This is a genomic window from Myxococcales bacterium (assembly GCA_016699535.1).
Lineage (GTDB): Bacteria > Myxococcota_A > Polyangia > Polyangiales.
In genome coordinates, this window is record CP064980.1 from 1,130,406 (window position 1) to 1,147,517 (window position 17,112).

The 17,112-nt window shown below is 49.8% G+C and carries 14 protein-coding genes and 1 tRNA gene; 12 read left to right on the forward strand and 3 right to left on the reverse strand.

The annotated features are described in order from the left end of the window. Position 1 precedes the first annotated feature (1 nt). From IPJ88_05340 to IPJ88_05370, 7 genes are all read left to right on the forward strand, one after another. Positions 2-1,555, forward strand: coding sequence for an ABC transporter permease (locus tag IPJ88_05340; GenBank protein QQR91158.1), 1,554 nt, complete (start codon positions 2-4; stop codon positions 1,553-1,555). A gap of 109 nt (positions 1,556-1,664) precedes the next feature. Next, positions 1,665-1,739 (forward strand) — tRNA-Gly (locus IPJ88_05345). Between the two features lie 42 nt (positions 1,740-1,781). Next, complete coding sequence (locus IPJ88_05350; protein QQR91159.1) at positions 1,782-2,639, forward strand: uroporphyrinogen-III synthase; 858 nt, start codon at positions 1,782-1,784, stop codon at positions 2,637-2,639. 15 nt (positions 2,640-2,654) lie between these two features. Continuing rightward, on the forward strand, positions 2,655-4,160 hold the full coding sequence (locus tag IPJ88_05355; GenBank protein QQR91160.1) for an amidase: 1,506 nt from the start codon (positions 2,655-2,657) through the stop codon (positions 4,158-4,160). A 362-nt stretch (positions 4,161-4,522) separates the two neighbouring features. Continuing rightward, the gene (locus IPJ88_05360; GenBank protein ID QQR91161.1) at positions 4,523-4,750 is read left to right on the forward strand and encodes a hypothetical protein; all 228 of its coding nucleotides are present in this window, start codon (positions 4,523-4,525) and stop codon (positions 4,748-4,750) included. Positions 4,751-4,818: 68 nt separating this feature from the next. Then, positions 4,819-5,697 carry a DUF692 domain-containing protein gene (locus IPJ88_05365; GenBank protein ID QQR91162.1) on the forward strand — a complete coding sequence of 293 codons (879 nt, stop codon included), beginning with the start codon at positions 4,819-4,821 and terminating at the stop codon, positions 5,695-5,697. Beyond that, the gene (locus IPJ88_05370; GenBank protein QQR91163.1) at positions 5,694-6,443 is read left to right on the forward strand and encodes a putative DNA-binding domain-containing protein; all 750 of its coding nucleotides are present in this window, start codon (positions 5,694-5,696) and stop codon (positions 6,441-6,443) included. Before IPJ88_05365 ends, IPJ88_05370 begins: the two co-directional genes overlap by 4 nt. A 175-nt stretch (positions 6,444-6,618) precedes the next feature. On the opposite strand, the gene IPJ88_05375 is transcribed toward IPJ88_05370, so the two are convergent. Further along, positions 6,619-7,662 (reverse strand): hypothetical protein, encoded by a 1,044-nt coding sequence (locus IPJ88_05375; GenBank protein ID QQR91164.1) that lies wholly within the window; start codon positions 7,660-7,662, stop codon positions 6,619-6,621. Between the two features lie 402 nt (positions 7,663-8,064). Between IPJ88_05375 and IPJ88_05380 the strand changes: the two genes are divergently transcribed. The 3 genes from IPJ88_05380 to IPJ88_05390 are packed head-to-tail and all read left to right on the forward strand — an operon-like array spanning position 8,065 to position 11,285. Next, positions 8,065-9,720 carry an isocitrate lyase/phosphoenolpyruvate mutase family protein gene (locus IPJ88_05380; protein QQR91165.1) on the forward strand — a complete coding sequence of 552 codons (1,656 nt, stop codon included), beginning with the start codon at positions 8,065-8,067 and terminating at the stop codon, positions 9,718-9,720. A gap of 8 nt (positions 9,721-9,728) precedes the next feature. Further along, positions 9,729-10,466, forward strand: coding sequence for a phosphocholine cytidylyltransferase family protein (locus IPJ88_05385; GenBank protein ID QQR91166.1), 738 nt, complete (start codon positions 9,729-9,731; stop codon positions 10,464-10,466). 3 nt (positions 10,467-10,469) lie between these two features. Continuing rightward, positions 10,470-11,285 carry a CDP-alcohol phosphatidyltransferase family protein gene (locus tag IPJ88_05390; protein QQR91167.1) on the forward strand — a complete coding sequence of 272 codons (816 nt, stop codon included), beginning with the start codon at positions 10,470-10,472 and terminating at the stop codon, positions 11,283-11,285. Here the strand turns inward: IPJ88_05390 and IPJ88_05395 are convergent. Further along, positions 11,237-12,520, reverse strand: a complete 1,284-nt coding sequence (locus tag IPJ88_05395) for an alanine--glyoxylate aminotransferase family protein (GenBank protein ID QQR91168.1) — start codon at positions 12,518-12,520, stop codon at positions 11,237-11,239. The genes IPJ88_05390 and IPJ88_05395 overlap by 49 nt on opposite strands. On the opposite strand from IPJ88_05395, the gene IPJ88_05400 reads away from it, so the two are divergent. Then, positions 12,509-14,035 (forward strand): OmpA family protein, encoded by a 1,527-nt coding sequence (locus IPJ88_05400; GenBank protein QQR91169.1) that lies wholly within the window; start codon positions 12,509-12,511, stop codon positions 14,033-14,035. The two genes, IPJ88_05395 and IPJ88_05400, sit on opposite strands and share 12 nt — an antisense overlap. Next, on the forward strand, positions 14,032-15,081 hold the full coding sequence (locus IPJ88_05405; GenBank protein QQR91170.1) for a hypothetical protein: 1,050 nt from the start codon (positions 14,032-14,034) through the stop codon (positions 15,079-15,081). Before IPJ88_05400 ends, IPJ88_05405 begins: the two co-directional genes overlap by 4 nt. A gap of 4 nt (positions 15,082-15,085) precedes the next feature. On the opposite strand, the gene IPJ88_05410 is transcribed toward IPJ88_05405, so the two are convergent. Then, complete coding sequence (locus IPJ88_05410) at positions 15,086-16,771, reverse strand: hypothetical protein (GenBank protein ID QQR91171.1); 1,686 nt, start codon at positions 16,769-16,771, stop codon at positions 15,086-15,088. Between the last annotated feature and the right edge of the window lie 341 nt (positions 16,772-17,112).

The window sequence follows — 17,112 nt, forward strand, 5'->3', positions numbered from 1 at the left end:
TATGGTAGCAGTCTCCTTTGCTATGCACTACGCCATTGATATTGGCCTGCGTTATCTGCGGTCTGAAAAGCGTTCCACCGTTTCAGTGATTACTTTCGTCGCTGTCGCTGGTGTGGCTTTGGGTGTGGCTGCACTTTTAACGGTGATGTCGATTACCTCTGGCTTTCAGGAGCAATTTCGTAACAAAGTACTCGGCGTTAATGCACATGTCCTCGTTCTTAAGTACGGCCTTGATTTTGAGGAGTACCGTGAGGTGATAGCGGATGCTGAAGCCATCCCTGGCGTGCTTGGGGCTGCCCCATTTCGCATTGACGACATGATGCTTGCTAAGGGTGATCGTGTTTCCGGTGTGTTGGTAAAGGGCGTTGATCCCAGCCGTCTTAAAAAGGTTCTGGATCTGCCCGATCAGATTGTCGAAGGCAGTCTTAAAGGATTGCGTGCAGCGGGCGCAAAACCCCCGGCAATGGCCACGGTGGAGTTTGAGCAGTTAGACGACGATGAAGGGTTCCAAAGTATTTTAGATCAGGTGCGGCGTGAAAAAGAGGGGCTTAGAGCAGCTAGTTCAAAGAGCAAAAAGGATAACGTTAAGCAAGATAGAGTTCCTACAGTCTCGGTTCCAAGTCTTGATGCTGCGGAAGCGGCTTTGGACAAGACATCGGCCTTAGGTCCCGGTTTAAGTGACGATGAAGAAAACGCTTTGTTTGATGAGACCGATGCGATTGAAACGCAGGAACAAGGTTCAGCAAAGCTTGGCGGCGTCATAGTGGGTCAGACTCTCGCTGAGAATCTGGGTATCGAAGTTGGCGATCAAGTTAGTGTCTACTCTCCGGTGACCGGTCTTGATGTAAGCATGTGGGCGCCTAGCCAAAGTACACCGAAGTCTCAGAATTTTATTGTGACGGGTATTTTTAAAGCTGGCTTTCAAGAGTATGACAGCCGGCTTGTGTATGTGGACCTGTACGCGTCGCAGGCCTTTTTTGATCAAGGCGATACCGTCACGGGTGTCGAGCTCCGCTTATCCAATATTGAAAACGCTCCCAACGTAGCGCGTAAACTTGAGCGTAAACTTGGTGAAGGTCCGTACCACACGATGGATTGGCGTGAGTTGAATCACAATCTCTTCACGGCGCTTGAGATTCAAAAAGTAGCGCTTAGCTTAGTTATTGCGACCATTATTCTGGTGGCCGCGTTCAATGTCATTGCAACCTTGATCATGATCGTGCTTGAGAAGAAAAAAGAGATAGCGATTCTCAAAGCCATGGGTGCCAAGAAGCGAAACATCATGGCGATGTTTGGGTTTCAAGGAGCCGTGATCGGAGGCGTCGGCACCTTTTTGGGGCTGATACTTGGTGGCGGTGTGTGCGCTTACTTGAGTCGCTACAAGTTCGCTTTGGATCCAAAAGTCTATTTGGTCGATCATTTACCCGTACGCATTAGCTTGGCGGAATTCGTGCTTACTACCGTTGTGGCGCTAAGCATTTGCAGTCTCGCTACCTTGCTCCCCAGCTTTTGGGCATCACGTCTTGCGCCTGCTGAAGGCGTGCGTTACGAATAAGCGTTGTTTTATCGCTTTAAATCTATTTTTTGCTTCGCTAAGGGCTTGACACTTTTGTCTAGCTGAAATACCAGATCGGCCTTGTCTGGAGATTGCTCCAGCTCTGTATGCGGGAATAACTCAGTGGTAGAGTGCAACCTTGCCAAGGTTGAAGTCGTGGGTTCGAATCCCATTTCCCGCTCCAGTAAAGCGTTAGAGTTCTTAGGAAAGCAAAGAACCCCTTTTTATGGCTGGTAAAGAACTCGAAGACTTGAAAGTTGTAAGTCTGGAATCGCGCCGGCAAGGCGATATGGCCACCTTGCTCAGGAAGCGCGGGGCAGAGGTCCTTGAAGCTCCCTCCATGAGAGAGCTTCCTCTCGCGGACCAGAGCGAGGCTCACGCCTTTGCAACCAAGCTTCTAAACGATGAGGTGGACGTTCTAGTCTTACTCACCGGTGTGGGTTTGCGTATGCTTGTGGATGCGATGAGCTCTGTCGTGGATCGCGGCGCGATTCTGAGGAAAATAGAGCAGTGCACCTTGCTTTGTCGTGGTCCTAAACCGGTAGCGGTTCTAAAAGAATATGGCATCAAGCCCGCGCTTGTTGCACGTGAACCCAATACCTGGCGTGAACTTTTGGAAGACATCGAACGATCCGACATTTCCTTACAAGATAGACGTGTTGTGCTTCAAGAGTATGGGCGCTCAAATGTTGAGCTTGTCGCGGGTCTCAAGGCCATGGGCGCTCTGCTTGAGGTCATTCAAGTCTATGCTTGGCAACTTCCAGAAGACACCAAGCCGCTTGAGCAAGCTATTGTAACCATCGCCAAGCGAGAGGCCGATGCGGTGCTTTTTACGAGTGCACGGCAAGTGGATCACTTATTTCAGGTTGCTGAGAAGCTTGGCGAAGCCGAGGCCATGAAAAAAGCGCTTTGCGATGATCTCCTCGTGCTTTCGGTGGGTCCTATCTGCTCGGAGGCCCTAAAAGAACGTGGTTTGCCGGTTGATTTGGAACCTGAGCACCCGAAGATGGGGCACTTGGTCAAATCCTTCGCTGAGCGTGGAAAAGCTACGTTGGAGCGAAAAAGGGGGCGAACTAAGGTTTAATGCTATTCTACTACAGTGAGCGCCAGTACCTCGAGTTCCATTCTTGACCTTTCTGTGGTTGAACTTGCCCAACTAATTCGGCAAAAAAAACTCTCGCCCGTTGAAGTGACGACGGCGCATATTGAACGCATTCAAGAGATCAATCCCTATATCAATGCGCTTGTTGCAGAACGCTTTGATTTGGCGCTCCAAGAAGCGCATTCGGCGGAACGTAAACTCCAGCACGATGAAATTGATGTGGCCAAACAAGCTTTGTTTGGTGTTCCCTGCACTGTCAAAGAGTTTTGGGCTGTGCGCGGTCTGCCGCAAACGGGTGGTATGGTGCACCGCAAAGAATGCATTTCTGAAGACGATGCCGAAATCATCAAGCGAGTGCGTGCAGCGGGAGCTATTGTGCTTGGTGGCACCAACGTGCCTGAAGGCGGGATGTGGGCAGAGAGCGATAACCGTCTATATGGCCGAACCAACAACCCTTGGGATCTCTCCCGTACCTCGGGCGGCTCAAGCGGTGGCGACGGGGCGATAGTAGGTGCAGGAGGAGCACCCTTTGCTATTTCATCCGATATCGGAGGCTCCATTCGGCTACCAGCGGCTTTTTGTGGCGCATGTGGCCACAAACCAACAGGCAATCTCGTTCCAAACCAAGGCCATTTTCCTCCGGCGCCAGAGCAGATTAGCAACTACCTTACGGGTGGTCCGATTGCTCGTCGTTGCCAGGATTTGCTTGCCGTCTTGAGGGTGATAGCCGATTCGCAACATAACGTTGCTTTACCACTTTCAAGTGATGAGCTGCCAAAAAGCGATGAGCTCAAGGTCTTCTTTGCAACGGACAATGGTCGTTATCGTGTTTCGGAGTGCGTGCAACAAGCGGTGATGCAATCTGTCAATGCGCTTCGTGAGCAGGGAGCTCAAATCCAAGAGCTCGATGAGCCACGTTTGAAAAAATCTTTTGAGATTTGGACATCGATGATTGGAGAGGCACAGGACGGCAGTTACGGCGAACTTTTGGCCGAAGGACAAGAGCTCGAAATTCTGCGGGAAGTTTTTAAAATCATGGTGGGTCGTTCCGATCATACACCGCACGCTATTGGTATGGCTGCTTTAGATAGGGTCTTTCGAAAACTTCCTGAGCGTTTTGCGCCCATTAAACAACTGGCTACGGAAGGTCGAAGTCTCAAACAGGATTTGGAGACGCTGCTAGGGGAGCGAGGTATTTTAATTTATCCCGCCTATAGCAGAACGGCACCGCCTCACAATTTTACCGTGCTCAACCCCTTGGATATCGCCTACACAGCTATCTTCAACGTGCTGGAGTTTCCATCCACGGTGCTTCCCATTTGCCGCGACGAAGATGGACTTCCCATTGCCGTTCAGGTGATCGGCCCGAGGGGTGCAGATCGACTTTGTCTTCACGTCGCCGAGCTACTTGAGCGACAATTTGGTGGATGGAAGCGAGCCGAGCCAACACGTGCGCCCCGTCGGGACAGCATGATTGAACGATTGCGTGCCGCCCGAAAATAATTTTGGCTGAAGTTTGCTCGCCGCTTCATCCATGAAATTCTGCTTTTCATAGTGCGAGCAACACAAAAAGCCCATTAAATCAACAGCTTTATTTTGGCGATAAACTAAAAGAAAGTTGCCATGTTTGGCTTTTTTATAGGTGTTTTGTTGCCAACTTTGGCATGTCTGCTCCAGATGTGTACTTCGTCTAGGATTAAGCCCATGGTGTTTGTGCGCTTGCAGTTTGGGTTGCCTTCGGTCTAGTCTGCTCGAAACCTTTTTTTGAAACAGGCAATCTTGTGCTCAAAATGAGGTTTGGCGATTCGCCTAAACGCGGAACGCTCGGTTGCTAGCAAATCGTTTATTGTGGAGGATAGAACAACATGGACATTAAAAAGAACCTGATCATTATGGCTACTGCAGCTTTTGGTTTCGCTGGATTTGGTTGCGGCAGCAGCGAAGAGCCTGCTGCTGAAGAGACCGCTGGTGCTGAAGAAGCTGCTCCAGCTGAAGGTTCCTGCGGCGCAGCTGCTGAGGGTGCTGAAGGCGAAGCTGGTTCAGAAGCTTCATGTGGTGCTGCTGAAGAAAGCGGCGAAGAAGCTGCTGAGTAAGCATTGTCAAGGACTTATACATCCGTGCTTGCCTTGCGCAGGCACGGATGTATTGCTTTAAAGAGATTATGAACGCACCGCAGATCGAGCGGCTGAACGGCATTGGTTTAGGATTACGCTATCCATTGGCCGAGGCCCTGTTTGCTAACAAGCCGAAGGCTCTGCGCTTCGTTGAAGTTCACCCCGAAAATTATCTGGCACGCGGCGGACGTTTTGAGGCCATGCTTGAGCAAGCTCAAGAGCATTGGCCAGTTCTTAGCCATGGTTTGTCTCTCGGTTTTGGTAATCTTGAAGCCTTCGATCCGGATTACACAAAGAAGCTACGCCGCTTTTTGAACGAAAACGTTAAAGTGCCCTGGCACAGCGAGCACTTATGCTTCACCCAAGTGGCTGGCCAGCATCTACATGATTTGCTGCCGTTGCCCTTTACTAAAGAAGCTATTGAGGTAAGCGTTCGCCGCATCAAAGAGCTGCAAGATGCGCTTTGTTTGCCCGTCGCGATTGAGAACGTGAGTTACTACGCAGACATTCTTCCCCCGGCGATGCCAGAGATTGAATTTTTGCTGGAGGTGCTCGACAAGAGCGATGCCTTGCTTTTGCTTGATGTAAACAATGTGTACGTCAACAGTGAGAATCATCGCTTTGATCCAAGACAGTACATCGATCAGATCCCGCCACAGAGGGTTGCGCATATGCATATGGCCGGCCATTGGCGTAGAAAAAATGGCTCGATTGTGGATACGCATGCAGAAGCTATCTGTGAAGATGTCTATGCGCTCTTTGAGCATACGATGAAACGCATGGGACCTAAACCCGTACTGCTTGAACGAGATGATAACTTTCCGGACTTTAAAGAGCTTGAAGCGGAGGTTGGTCGTCTCCATGCTATCTACCAGCGTGCAACCTTACCAAAAAGCGAAGAAAAGCCCTTGCGGATGCAGCCATGAGTCTTTCCTTGCAACACATCGAAACCAACTTTCTTCGTTTGTGTTTTGAGCGCGAGTTGCCTATGGATGCCATCGCTGAATTTGCTGGTCCCAAAGAAGGTTGGGAACTTTACCGCAGGATGGCCAGACATCGTTTGCGTAAAATGATTGGCTCGGCTTCGCCTCGAAGCAAAAACGAAATAGGCGAAGCTGGCTTTGACAAACTGTTTTCGGATTTCCTTGCTGAGCGTGCGCCGCAGACCCCCTTTTTGCTCGATGTGCCTTCTGAATTTGCGGCTTATACGCTCAGTCTGGCCTCAGACGCGTTGGTCGAATCGAAGTATCTTCGCGACCTCATACGGTACGAGCAAGTTGTATGGCACGCAGCATTTGTAGAGGTACACGAGTCAGGGGACATCGTTGGTTTTGACTTTGAAAAAGCTATTGTGCTCAACCCAACTTGTGTGTTTCTGCAATTGGACTATCCAGTGCATCAGAAAGATGCAGGCAACAGGCAGGCAAAGCCTAGCTCGCTTTGTGTCTTCCGTTCGATGACAACCCATCGAGTGCATACCTGGTTGCTGAGTCCGATCATGATGGATTTGTTGCAAGCATGGCAGGCTGATGCATCAAAACCGGCATCCGACGCAGTACGTTCAGTACTAGCGAAACGAAACGAATCGATCAGCCAAGGCTTCATCGAGAAACTTTGCGACACCCTTGCCAAGTTTATGGAACAGGGCATCGTGCTTGGTTCACGGGCTTAGAGCATGTTCCGATACAATTGATTCGATGCTCGCTTGCCCAGAGCGGCTGATGCCGCGTTGCTCCTCCTCACCGTAGCACCACTACGGCTTGTTGTCGCGCCTTGCCTCAGCCGCTCCGTCCTGCGCGATATTTCGCTCAATTGTATTGGAAAATGCTCTAGTTTTATCTTGAAGCTTATGGGCTGGAGGATTGAGGCCCAATAACTGGCTTTTTAATTTCCCCGACAAGGCCATCTTGCATAACAATGTCATCAAAGTAAACAATCTGGGCTTGTCCGGGGTCAAGATTGCGCGGCTCGAATAGGCCAAGCTCAAGCGAGATGTCTTTTGGTTCACTTAGAAGTTCATAGCGGAAGGCATCAGCGCAAACACCGTTGAGCCAAAAAATAATCGTTTTGTCGCTTGGGTTAATGTCCAGTTCGATGGCATCGGAGCTATCTGTTGATGCTAGTGTGAGCCCGAGTTCATCGACTCGAGCATCAACGTACTCACCATCTTGCCCAACTCGCAGGACAGGAACGTGTTGTTCATCTGCTCCAAGACTGATGCTCGAGGTCATCCAGCTTAGTCTTGCGAAGTGGTAGCTCCCTTGGGCCGTGGCAGCATAGGAGTAAAAATAAAAGCGAAAGTTGAGGCGTTCGGGAGCGGCGTCAAAAACAGTAGTTTCGTATCGTGCAATCATTTCAACACTACTGTCGTTATTGAGGGTTCGTAAGGAATAGGTGCCGCGATAGGGAACAATAGTGCCAATGCTAATTCGAGGGCCAAATCCACCTGTTGATAGAGGAAGAATCCAAGGGCTGTCGATGCTGCCTTCTTCAAAAGTGTTACACAAGGAGGCATTGGGATAGATATTATTGGTGCAAGCATCGTAACCCAAGGGTTGAGTCACAACCTTGGAAGGGTAGCCATTCGTGTCATCGTACTCAACGATTTTGCATTGTTCGAAGGCCTCTGCATCGTGTTCAACAGACAAGGTGAGCGGAAGAGGGGAGCTTCCGTCCGAAGACGAGTTGACAGATCCGTTATTGTCTGGGCCGCCATCTTCCTGGCTCGCAGCATCAACACAGACTTGGCGCGTATCGTCACACACAAAACCTGCTACGCAAGGGCATGCTTTACCAAGCAGATCAATTGCATTTTTAGAACATGCCCCGATGTTGAAAAAGAATACGACGGAAACTAAGGGTAATAAGAAGGTACAATTAGGTTTTAGCAAGCTATCTATCCTTCCCTTGATTATTGTATTGTAGCACGCAATGCCTGCTCGACAGGCAGGCGAGCTTAACTCCTGGCCTGACTCAATACAGTGTGGGCCATGATGCCCAAGGTAGTCTTGGTGCTAGCCATGCATCTTCCGCTGATCGTTTCTGGTAAAAAGAGTCGCTTTGGAAATCGTTCGCAAATTTGTGCTGGCTTTGTGAACATTCATTGATTTTATTGGTTATTTTTGGCGTCTCGAGCTACGTTTTGGAGTTGGCTATACAAGTGGACACGAAAATCGTTATAAAATTCGCCTTAGGGCTTATGTCTGATTTGCGCTTGGCATTTTTCTAAATTTAGTGTCAGAATACGGCGAGTTTATTATACAGGCCGGCCGGCCGGCCGAAAGTGAGTTGTCATGAGTCAAGCTAAGAGTCTTCGTGAAATGTTAAATAGTCCCGGACCGATTGTGATTGCCGGAGCACACAATGGTCTTTCTGCCAAGCTGGTGCAAGAAGCTGGTTATGAAGGCATTTGGGCGAGTGGTTTTGAAATCTCGGCGACTCACGGCATTCCGGATGCAAACATTCTTACGATGGCCGACAATATCGCTTTGGCGCGTCAGATGGTCGATGCCGCGGAGATTCCCGTGGTTGCCGACTGCGACAACGGTTACGGCAACGCCATCAACGTTATTCATATGGTCAAACACTACGAGGCTGCTGGTGTCTCAGCGGTGTGCATTGAGGATAACTCTTTTCCTAAGCGCTGCTCTTTTTATGCAGGCGTCAAACGAGAACTTGCTCCGATCGAAGAGCATGTTGGTAAGATTAAAGCGGTGCTTGAAACACGTAAATCCAAAGACTTTTTGGTGATCGCGCGCACCGAGGCCTTGATTGCAGGTTGGGGCATGGAAGAAGCACTCAAGCGTGCGCGGGCCTATGCGGATGCCGGAGCGGACATGGTGCTCATTCACTCCAAGTCCAAAGAGGCCACTGAGGTTAAAGACTTTGCAAAGGCTTGGGATCGCAAAACCCCACTTGTTTGCGTGCCAACAACCTATGATTCGGCGACAGTGAGCGAACTGCATGAAGCAGGTTTCAAGATGATCATTTGCGCAAACCATGCGCTTCGTAGCTCGATCAAAGCCATGCGCGAGACTTTGCACACCATGCGTAAAGCTGGCTCAACCGGTGCCGTAAAAGACATGGTGGTACCGCTCACTGCTGTTTATGAAATTATCGGCGTGCAGGAGATGAAGGAGCAAGAAGCAAGCTACCTGCCTTCTGGTGGTACTGGCGTATCCAGCATTGTGCTTGATGCCGGTTATGAAAAAGAGCTTGGCTCGCTTATCGAAGATAAGCCACGCGCGATGCTTGATATCCGCGGCAAGACGATTTTGGAGCGCCAAATTGACGGCTTTAACTCAGCCAATATCAAAGACGTGATTGTAGTCCGTGGCTACAAAAAAGACGCGATCAACCTGCCCAACATCCGCAGTTATGATAACGACGAATACGAGAGCACGGGCGAGGCTGTGAGTTTGTTCAAGGCGGATAAAGAGCTGAACAAGCGTGTGGTTGTAAGCTACGGAGATGTTTTATTCGAGCAGGCCTTGCTTGAGAAATTATTGCGATCTTCGGCGGACATTACGATTGCGGTGGACCGCTCGGTTAGTCCCGATGCAAGCAGCACTGGCCGCGATTTTGTATTGATTGATGCGCCGGCTGTCGAGCGTGATTCGGTGCGCTTTTTGCCTGCATCGAAACCTAGCGTGGTGCGCAAGATTGCAACCGACATCAGTGCGAAGGACGCCAGTGGCGAGTTTGTCGGCATGATGATGCTATCAGAGCAAGGTTGCCGAATTTTGCGCGAAGCATGGCAAAGCGCTTTGAGTAAAAAAACATCCGGCAAGTTCCACGAAGCTCAGAGTGTACAGCAAGCAAAACTTACCGATCTTTTGCAAGAAGTCATTGACCAAGGCGGCCAAGTTCAAGCGGTTGAAGTGTACAAAGGCTGGACCGAGATCGATAGCTTCGAAGACTATCAACGCGCTTGGGCAACCATCCGCTAGATATCGATATGCAGGCGTTATTACTTGCAGCAGGAGTTGGTAAACGCCTTGGTCCTTACACCAAGGCGATGCCTAAGTGTTTGCTTGAAGTAGCAGGGCAAACTCTGCTTGAGCGACATCTAGCGAACTACGCCAATCTTGGGTTTTCCAAAGCTGTGATCGTCACTGGTCATGAGGAAGACAAAATCAAAGACGCCGTAGCTTCGTTGGATCTCGCCCTGCGTATCGAACTTATTCGCAACGATGAGTACACCAAGGGCTCGATTTTATCTTTGCGCAAAGGACTTGATGCGATAACGGAAGATGTCGTCACCATGGATGCTGATGTATTTTACCATCCACAGGTGCTCGCTACACTCGCCAAGAGCAGTCATGCGAACAGTGTTCTTATCGATGAGCGCTCGGACGAGACTGGCGAAGAGATGATGATCGGCATTCGTGCCAATCGCGCTGCAGCGATTGCGAGACGTGTCAGTCCAATTGGACCTTTTGATAAAGTTGGCGAATCGATTGGGTTTTTTAGGATAGCAAAGGCTGATCAGTCCTTGCTCAAACAAACAATTGATCGCACCATCAAAGAACAGGGCGAAGATCTCGAGTACGAGACCGCGCTCAATGCATTTTTCGATGTGGCAGAAGTAAAGTTCGAGACAGTGGGCAATCTTCCTTGGACTGAAATCGATTTTGAGCAAGACTTGGCTCGTGCCCGAAATGAGATTGCTCCAGCCATTCTTAGTGAGGGGTAGCGTATGGCCGGTCTGAAAGCTCCAGTAAAAGATGAATGGCTAGATGCCGTATTGTGTCGGCCCATCGGGCGGCAGATTGCACGCTTTCTTGGCAAGCACACCTCGCTTAGTGCCAATCAAGTCACCTTTTTTACGGGCATGGTCGGTGTTTCTGCTGGTATTTGTTACGCCTTCCCATGGCCTGCGCCCTTGTATGGCGCTGCGCTGTTTTTTTCAGCGATGGTGTTTGATTGCGTGGACGGTGAGCTGTCTCGTTTTCGAAACAGTGGAGGCTGGCAGGGTAGAATCATTGATGGTTTAGCGGATGGCGCCACCGTGTTTAGCATTTTTCTTGGTATGGTAATCTACCTTGGTCGCCTCAAGTTGCGCGTGCTGGGTGTTGAACTTGGTTTTTGGCATTGGTTTGTTTTGTTTATTCCTGCAGCGGCCACTTTTGTTTGGCACAGTGCGGTGGTCGATGATGTGAAGCAACGTTTGAAGCAGGGTTCAATCGATAAATCGCTGGATAAATTTGCAGATGATCCAAAAACGCCTTTTGAGAAAATGATTTACCGAAGCTGGGTAAATTACGTTGCCTGGCTTGAGCGTTCGACCGGACCTGGTCGTCCTGGTGGCTATCTTTGTTTTCGACGCGTGCAGTGGTTCGGCCCAACCCATCACCATTTGCTTATGGTGATCGCTGCTCTTTTCATTGCCGTGTTTCCTGCGGCCTACGTGGGCTACTGGTTTATCGCGATTGTACCCGCAAACCTCTACATGGTGAGCATGCTTTATTGCTCTCGCAGCAGCTGTCGCATGCAGTCGACCAAATCGGCGTAAGCAGACATAGGTACATGACCTATATTCGCAATGCGGAATACTTCACTGCCGAGTTTTCCCTGGCCTGCGTAAATCACAAAACCTTGTTCTTTTAAAGCATCGTGGAGTTTTGCGTAGTTGAAGCCTTTGGGCAGATGATAAGTGGTAATACTGTTTGAAAGCAGGTTTTCATCAATATAGAACTGCAAGCCGAGTTTCTTGAACTCGCCTCGCAAAAACGATGAGCGCTCTTTATAGAGTTTTATGCGTGCTTGAATACCACCACTCTGAGCAAGCTCGTCCAAAGCTTGATTGAGTGATAATGCGCCAGGGACACATGGTGTAAAAGGCACATTTCCAGTGTCTTGGGTCTTGAGATAGTTGCCCAAGTCAAAATAGGCCGAACGGGGAGGGACCTGTTCGAGATGTTTGCGACCCTTGTCCGAAACAATCACAAAAGACATGCCCGGCAGACCATGAATGCATTTATTAGCTGTGGCTGCCATGAAATCGATGTGACTTGCTTTGATATCGAGCTCTTCTCCGGCAAAACCCGAAACTGAGTCGAGGTAAAAAAGTGTGTCGGTCGCTTTACATAATTGCCCGATGGCATCGACTGGGTTGATAAGGCCTGTGGTTGTTTCATGGTGCACTAGGCTAAGGGCGTCAATGTCGGGATCGCTCTTAAGGAGTGTTTCAATCTTTTTCAGGTCTGGAAGTTCTCCCCAAGGCACTTCGACTGAAACGCAGTCTATGCCTGAGCGTGCAGCCATGTTGGCCATGCGATCGCCGTAAACACCGTTTTTTACTGTGAGTAGTTTTTTCCCGGGCCGGACGATGGAAACAAGGCCAAGTTCAACAGCGGCGGTTCCTGAGCCAGCGATTAGAGCAACGTGGTGTTCGCCTTGTTTCAGACCAGCTACCTCGAGCAGCTTTGTGCGAATCGCTTGCATAAGCTCTGCGTATTCTGGCTCGCGGTGGCAAAGATCCACTGAGATCGATGCTTGCTTTACAGTCTCGGAGGTATTGACGGGCCCGGGATTAAGTAACCAATACTGTTTCATAGTGAGCAGACTCTTGCATAATGTTCTCTGGCAGTCACCTGAAATTTCAAGGCTTATGTCGAGCGCGAGCTGGCGCGGCGCAAGCACTAGTCCATAGACTTGCGCCAAGTGAATGAGCGGGTCTACCATACGGCACTTCCCGGATTTATCCGCGACGCGTTGCAAGAGGAGATAACCAACATGCTGGTTCATGGTGGATTACTTGGCAGTTTTTTAGGAACCCTAGCGAGCTTTCGAGCAACGCTTCTGTTTGTTGCGGCATTCGTTTTGGTATTTAGTGCTGGAACGATGGGGGCCGAGGCACAGCGTTTGGGCGGCCAGCGTTTCGAGCCGGCGGATTCGCCTGATGGCGTGTTGGGCACACGGGGCGCGGACGAGCGGCCGGAGCTTGATCCATACCTAGCGCTGTGGGCCAACTACATGCTCAATCCGGTGGTGATCCGTGATGCAGCCGACAATGAACAAAGCGTGCTCGAGCATACGTTAGCTTTTGATCTGGTTGCGAGCATGACTTTATGGAAAGGCTTGCAGTTTGGCTTGGCGATGCCAGTGGGTTTGCTCCGCACGGATGAACCAGGCGCTGCGGTTGCGGCAGGCCTTGCGAATCAAACAGGCGCTGCCCTCGGGGATCTGAGGCTTCATTTGGCCTACCGTTTCCAGCTGGGCTACTTCAGTGCGCTTGCTATCTATCTTCCGATCATGCTGCCAACTTCTTCAAACGATGACACTTTAGCGTTTGGCTTTGGAGTGAAACCAACTCTGGCCTTTTCTCAACATATTGGAGCTTTGCAGATTCTTATTAACGCATCGTTTCTCTATCGCAAAGATGTTGATGTGCTTGATTACACTGCGGGTAGCGAGCTTGGTGGACGCTTCGCTCTTCGCTATGCCTTGGGCTCAGAGGGCCATACGGGTCTTCTTGCTGAAGTGGGCATGAATACCGCAACCCGTGATTTTTTAGGTGCTGGAGTCACCCCGCTGGAGGTGCGTGGTGGTGTCGAGCAACAGTTCGCCGAGAACTGGAGGATGACTGGCTTCGCGGGTAGCGCGCTTAGCACAGGCGTTGGCTCACCCGATATTCGCATTGGTCTGGGCATTGCCTATGCTCCGGAGCAGACCAGGCCGCGTAAGAGCCCAGAGGATCGGGATGGTGACGGCATTCGCAATGAAGACGACAAATGTCCCGATGAAGCGGAAGACGAGGACGGCTTTCAAGACTGGGACGGGTGTCCTGATCTGGACAACGATCAAGACGGCTTTTTGGATGGCGATGATGAATGTCCGATGGCCCCGGAATCCAAAAATGGTTTTCTCGATGAAGACGGATGTCCTGACTACGTCAAACTCGAAGGTGGGCGGATTGTCACATTCCAGCCAGTGTACTTCACGTCCAACAGTGACAACGTACAAGAGCGAAGCCGTGACATGATGGATGAAATCGCAAACATCATGAAGGCTAATCCTGAGATGACGATGCGAGTCGAAGGCCATGCAGACTCGGTAGGCCGCGCCGATCACAATCTAAAGCTCTCACAAAAACGAGCCGATACCGTGAAGCGCTATTTGGTTGAAGAGGGCGATATTGATGCTTCACGAATTCAATCCAAAGGTTATGGCGAGCGCAAGCCAATAGCTAGCAATCAAACACAGCAAGGTCGTGCAGAGAATCGCAGAGTCGAGTTTCATGTACGCTGGGGTAAGCGATGAATAAGCAAAGAACACTAATAATTCTTGGTATTGTAATGTGTCTAAACTTGGGATCTGCTACCTTTGTGTTTGCCCAAAGTTGGCCTAGCGACACGCAGTGGGATGCTTTTATGTGCCAAGAGCAAGCTGCCACCGATACCCTTGCTGACACTACGTCATTCATTGATCATGAAGACATTGTCGGGCGCCCGGATCGCCCAGCTGTGTTTTGGCATGTCGATGATAATCATCTTTTCTTTCGAATGCGTCTTGATGCCAACCCGCTTAGTGAAGATGCTTCTAAGTTTCAATCGGCAGTGTGGGGAGTTGAGCTTGATACCGATTGCAATCGCCGCGACTATGAGCTCTTGCTTGTGTTGGATGGCAGTCGCGATCCCCAAAAAATAGTCCTTCAGCGCAACGATACGGTGACTTTGGATAACGATCCCAATGATCCAGCCGATAGCGAAGTGCTGGACTATGAAACTTCAACTCATGCACGGACTGTTCAAGCGCAAGGCAGTACAGCGTCTAATTTTGGAGACAATGGGGACTTCTTTATCGATTGGGCCGTCAATCTTGCTGATCTTGAGCTTCTCGGAATTGATTTGGACACCGAGCTTGGCGTTGTTATGGGGACTTCAAGTGAGGCAACACATCTAAATGGGGATCTGGTGTGTTTGGAAGGCGCTGGGGAAGAGCGCCACTGGACCGAGGCCATGATGGACCGTATGCGTCTTGATGGCCAAACAGTGCTCGATGATGATGGCGACGGACTGACTAACTGTGAAGAAGCCTATTGGCAGTCCGATGCTCAGGACAATGACACCGATGATGACGGTGTTCTTGACGAACAAGAAGTCCAAGACGGCACCGACCCAACACAAGACAACAATGCTCCGGGCAATGTCGAGCTTAGAGGCGGCGGCGGAGTGACGGGCTGTGGCGTAGCAGATCCATCGATTGACTCGTTTCCAGGATCTGGGTTTTATTCTCTGGCACTTTTGGGACTCGTGAGCTTTATCCGGAAAAAACGCGGAAAGTTTTCTTTAAACAAAAGCAAGTAAAACTTTAGTAGCCAAACTGATAGACGCGGCCTTGGTTTATTCCAATGCTTGATTCGTAGATGGCGCTGCAAAATACACTCTGATCACCTGCTAGGTTGCACGCAAAACCAAAAGCATCGTTATCACTTGCGTCTGGTGACAGAAAAATGTGGCTTAGTGAGTAGTTGTTCGGTTGAAATGGTTGAAACATATAAGCTGCCCCAGCGTCAGAAAAGCCAGCAGTGTCTTCAAACACACTACCAACGGCGATAAGACCATTCCTAATATCAACGCTAAAACCAAAACCATCACCGATGACGGCTTGAGCTCCTCTGCTAAGTGTTGCTACCTCGATGATACCGTTTTCTAGATTATACACTTTCACATAACCCGGACCCACGTGGCTGCTCCCATCGGATTGGCAAGCGCCCACAACAGCGGTTTGTCCCTCTAAGGCAACAGAGATTCCAAAATAGTCTCCGGACACACTGCCTCGATCCAGTTCTTGCTCGCCAGTCCAATTTCCGTTGGAGAATGTATAAAGGTATACGATTCCAATGTCTCCACCACCTGAAAACGCTGGAGAAGCGACCAAAAGCAAGTCTCCGTCTACAGCAAATGAGAAACCGAAGCGATCATTGTTATTTATTTCGTTAGGTTGTAGGGATTGCTTAAAAGTCCATGTGCCAGCGGTACGTTCATAATAATGCACAAAACCTTGCGGCCACGGTTCACTTACAAACAAGCGATCACCGTCGATCATAACTTCGCTACCAAAGTTATCGAACTGAGCTGTTGAAGGTCGAGGGCTTTCTAGTTTGATAGCTTCCGACCAGACATTGTTGGAATCTTTTTCATAAACATATACGGCTCCTCGGTCTGAACCGACTGAAGTGGTAGCAAAGAGCGCACCGACCGCAACATAGTTTCCAGAAATAGAAACGCTTTGCCCAAACAAGTCGGTATTGATGCCATCGCTTGCTTCAAGAAATTGCATGCCGCCTGCTAGTGGGTTAGCGTCCAACATCGACCAATTGCCATTAGCCAGTCTTTGGTAGAGAAAGGCCTTGCCTGTGTTTGAAACAAAAGATTGGCTCGGGGCTCCAACAACCATCGTATCTTGAAAAAATGAAATATCATTCCCAAAAAGGTCATTGTCGTTTAAAAATCCGTTTGCTAACGAACTCGTACTAAGTGCATTGCAAACGCCATTTCCATCGCAGAGGCCTCCTCCAGAGCAGGGCGTGCCAGCAGTTGCATTTTGCCAATCGCTTGTTGATGCACTTGGATCACATAGCAAGCATGAATTGGTAGGGTGGGCTTCATTTGCGCTGAAGCATGTTCCGTTGACACTGCAGCCTTGGCAATTTTGGCTATCAACACACTGTCCTGTGCTGGTGTCACACTGCCCCGTTGCGCAATCTTGATCCTGGCTGCATGCTTGTCCTGTTTCAAGGGCACAAGCTGAGTTGCAACCATCGCTATTTTCTAGATTGCCGTCATCGCAGCCTTCATTGGCATCAAGACTCCCGTTCCCACAGCTCGCTAGCTGTAAGCATACCGGAGGATCTTGACTTAGATCGCACCGTCCACCTGCGCAGTCTTGATCGCTCGTACAATTGTTGTTGGGAGTTGGTGAATCGGTGACGTCAAAACCGATCCGTCCGCAGTGAATACACAGCAGAAACAGTAGCCATAGTTTGTTTGGCATCGTTGTTAAACTATACCAGTTTTTAGTTAGACAATGAATTCGCTGCCAACAGGGTCGGCGAAACAACTAGATGGGTATACAACCAGACGGTTGCAGGTGCAGATTGCCAATACGAATAGTCAGCAGTTATGTGCCCGGTGTCCCTCCATGTCCCAAAGCGGAAGCCGATTGTCTTGTGGATAGGCCAAAGCGCTCTATGCTGCCTTTTGCCAGAGCATGTTTGATTTGCGGTCTTGAAAATCAAGTAGCTCTATAAAGAAGAGTTGACCGGTAGCACTAGATAAGCGAGTTTGATGGCGCAAGGGCAACAGTTCACTCCCATGGTCTATAATTTTCAAATT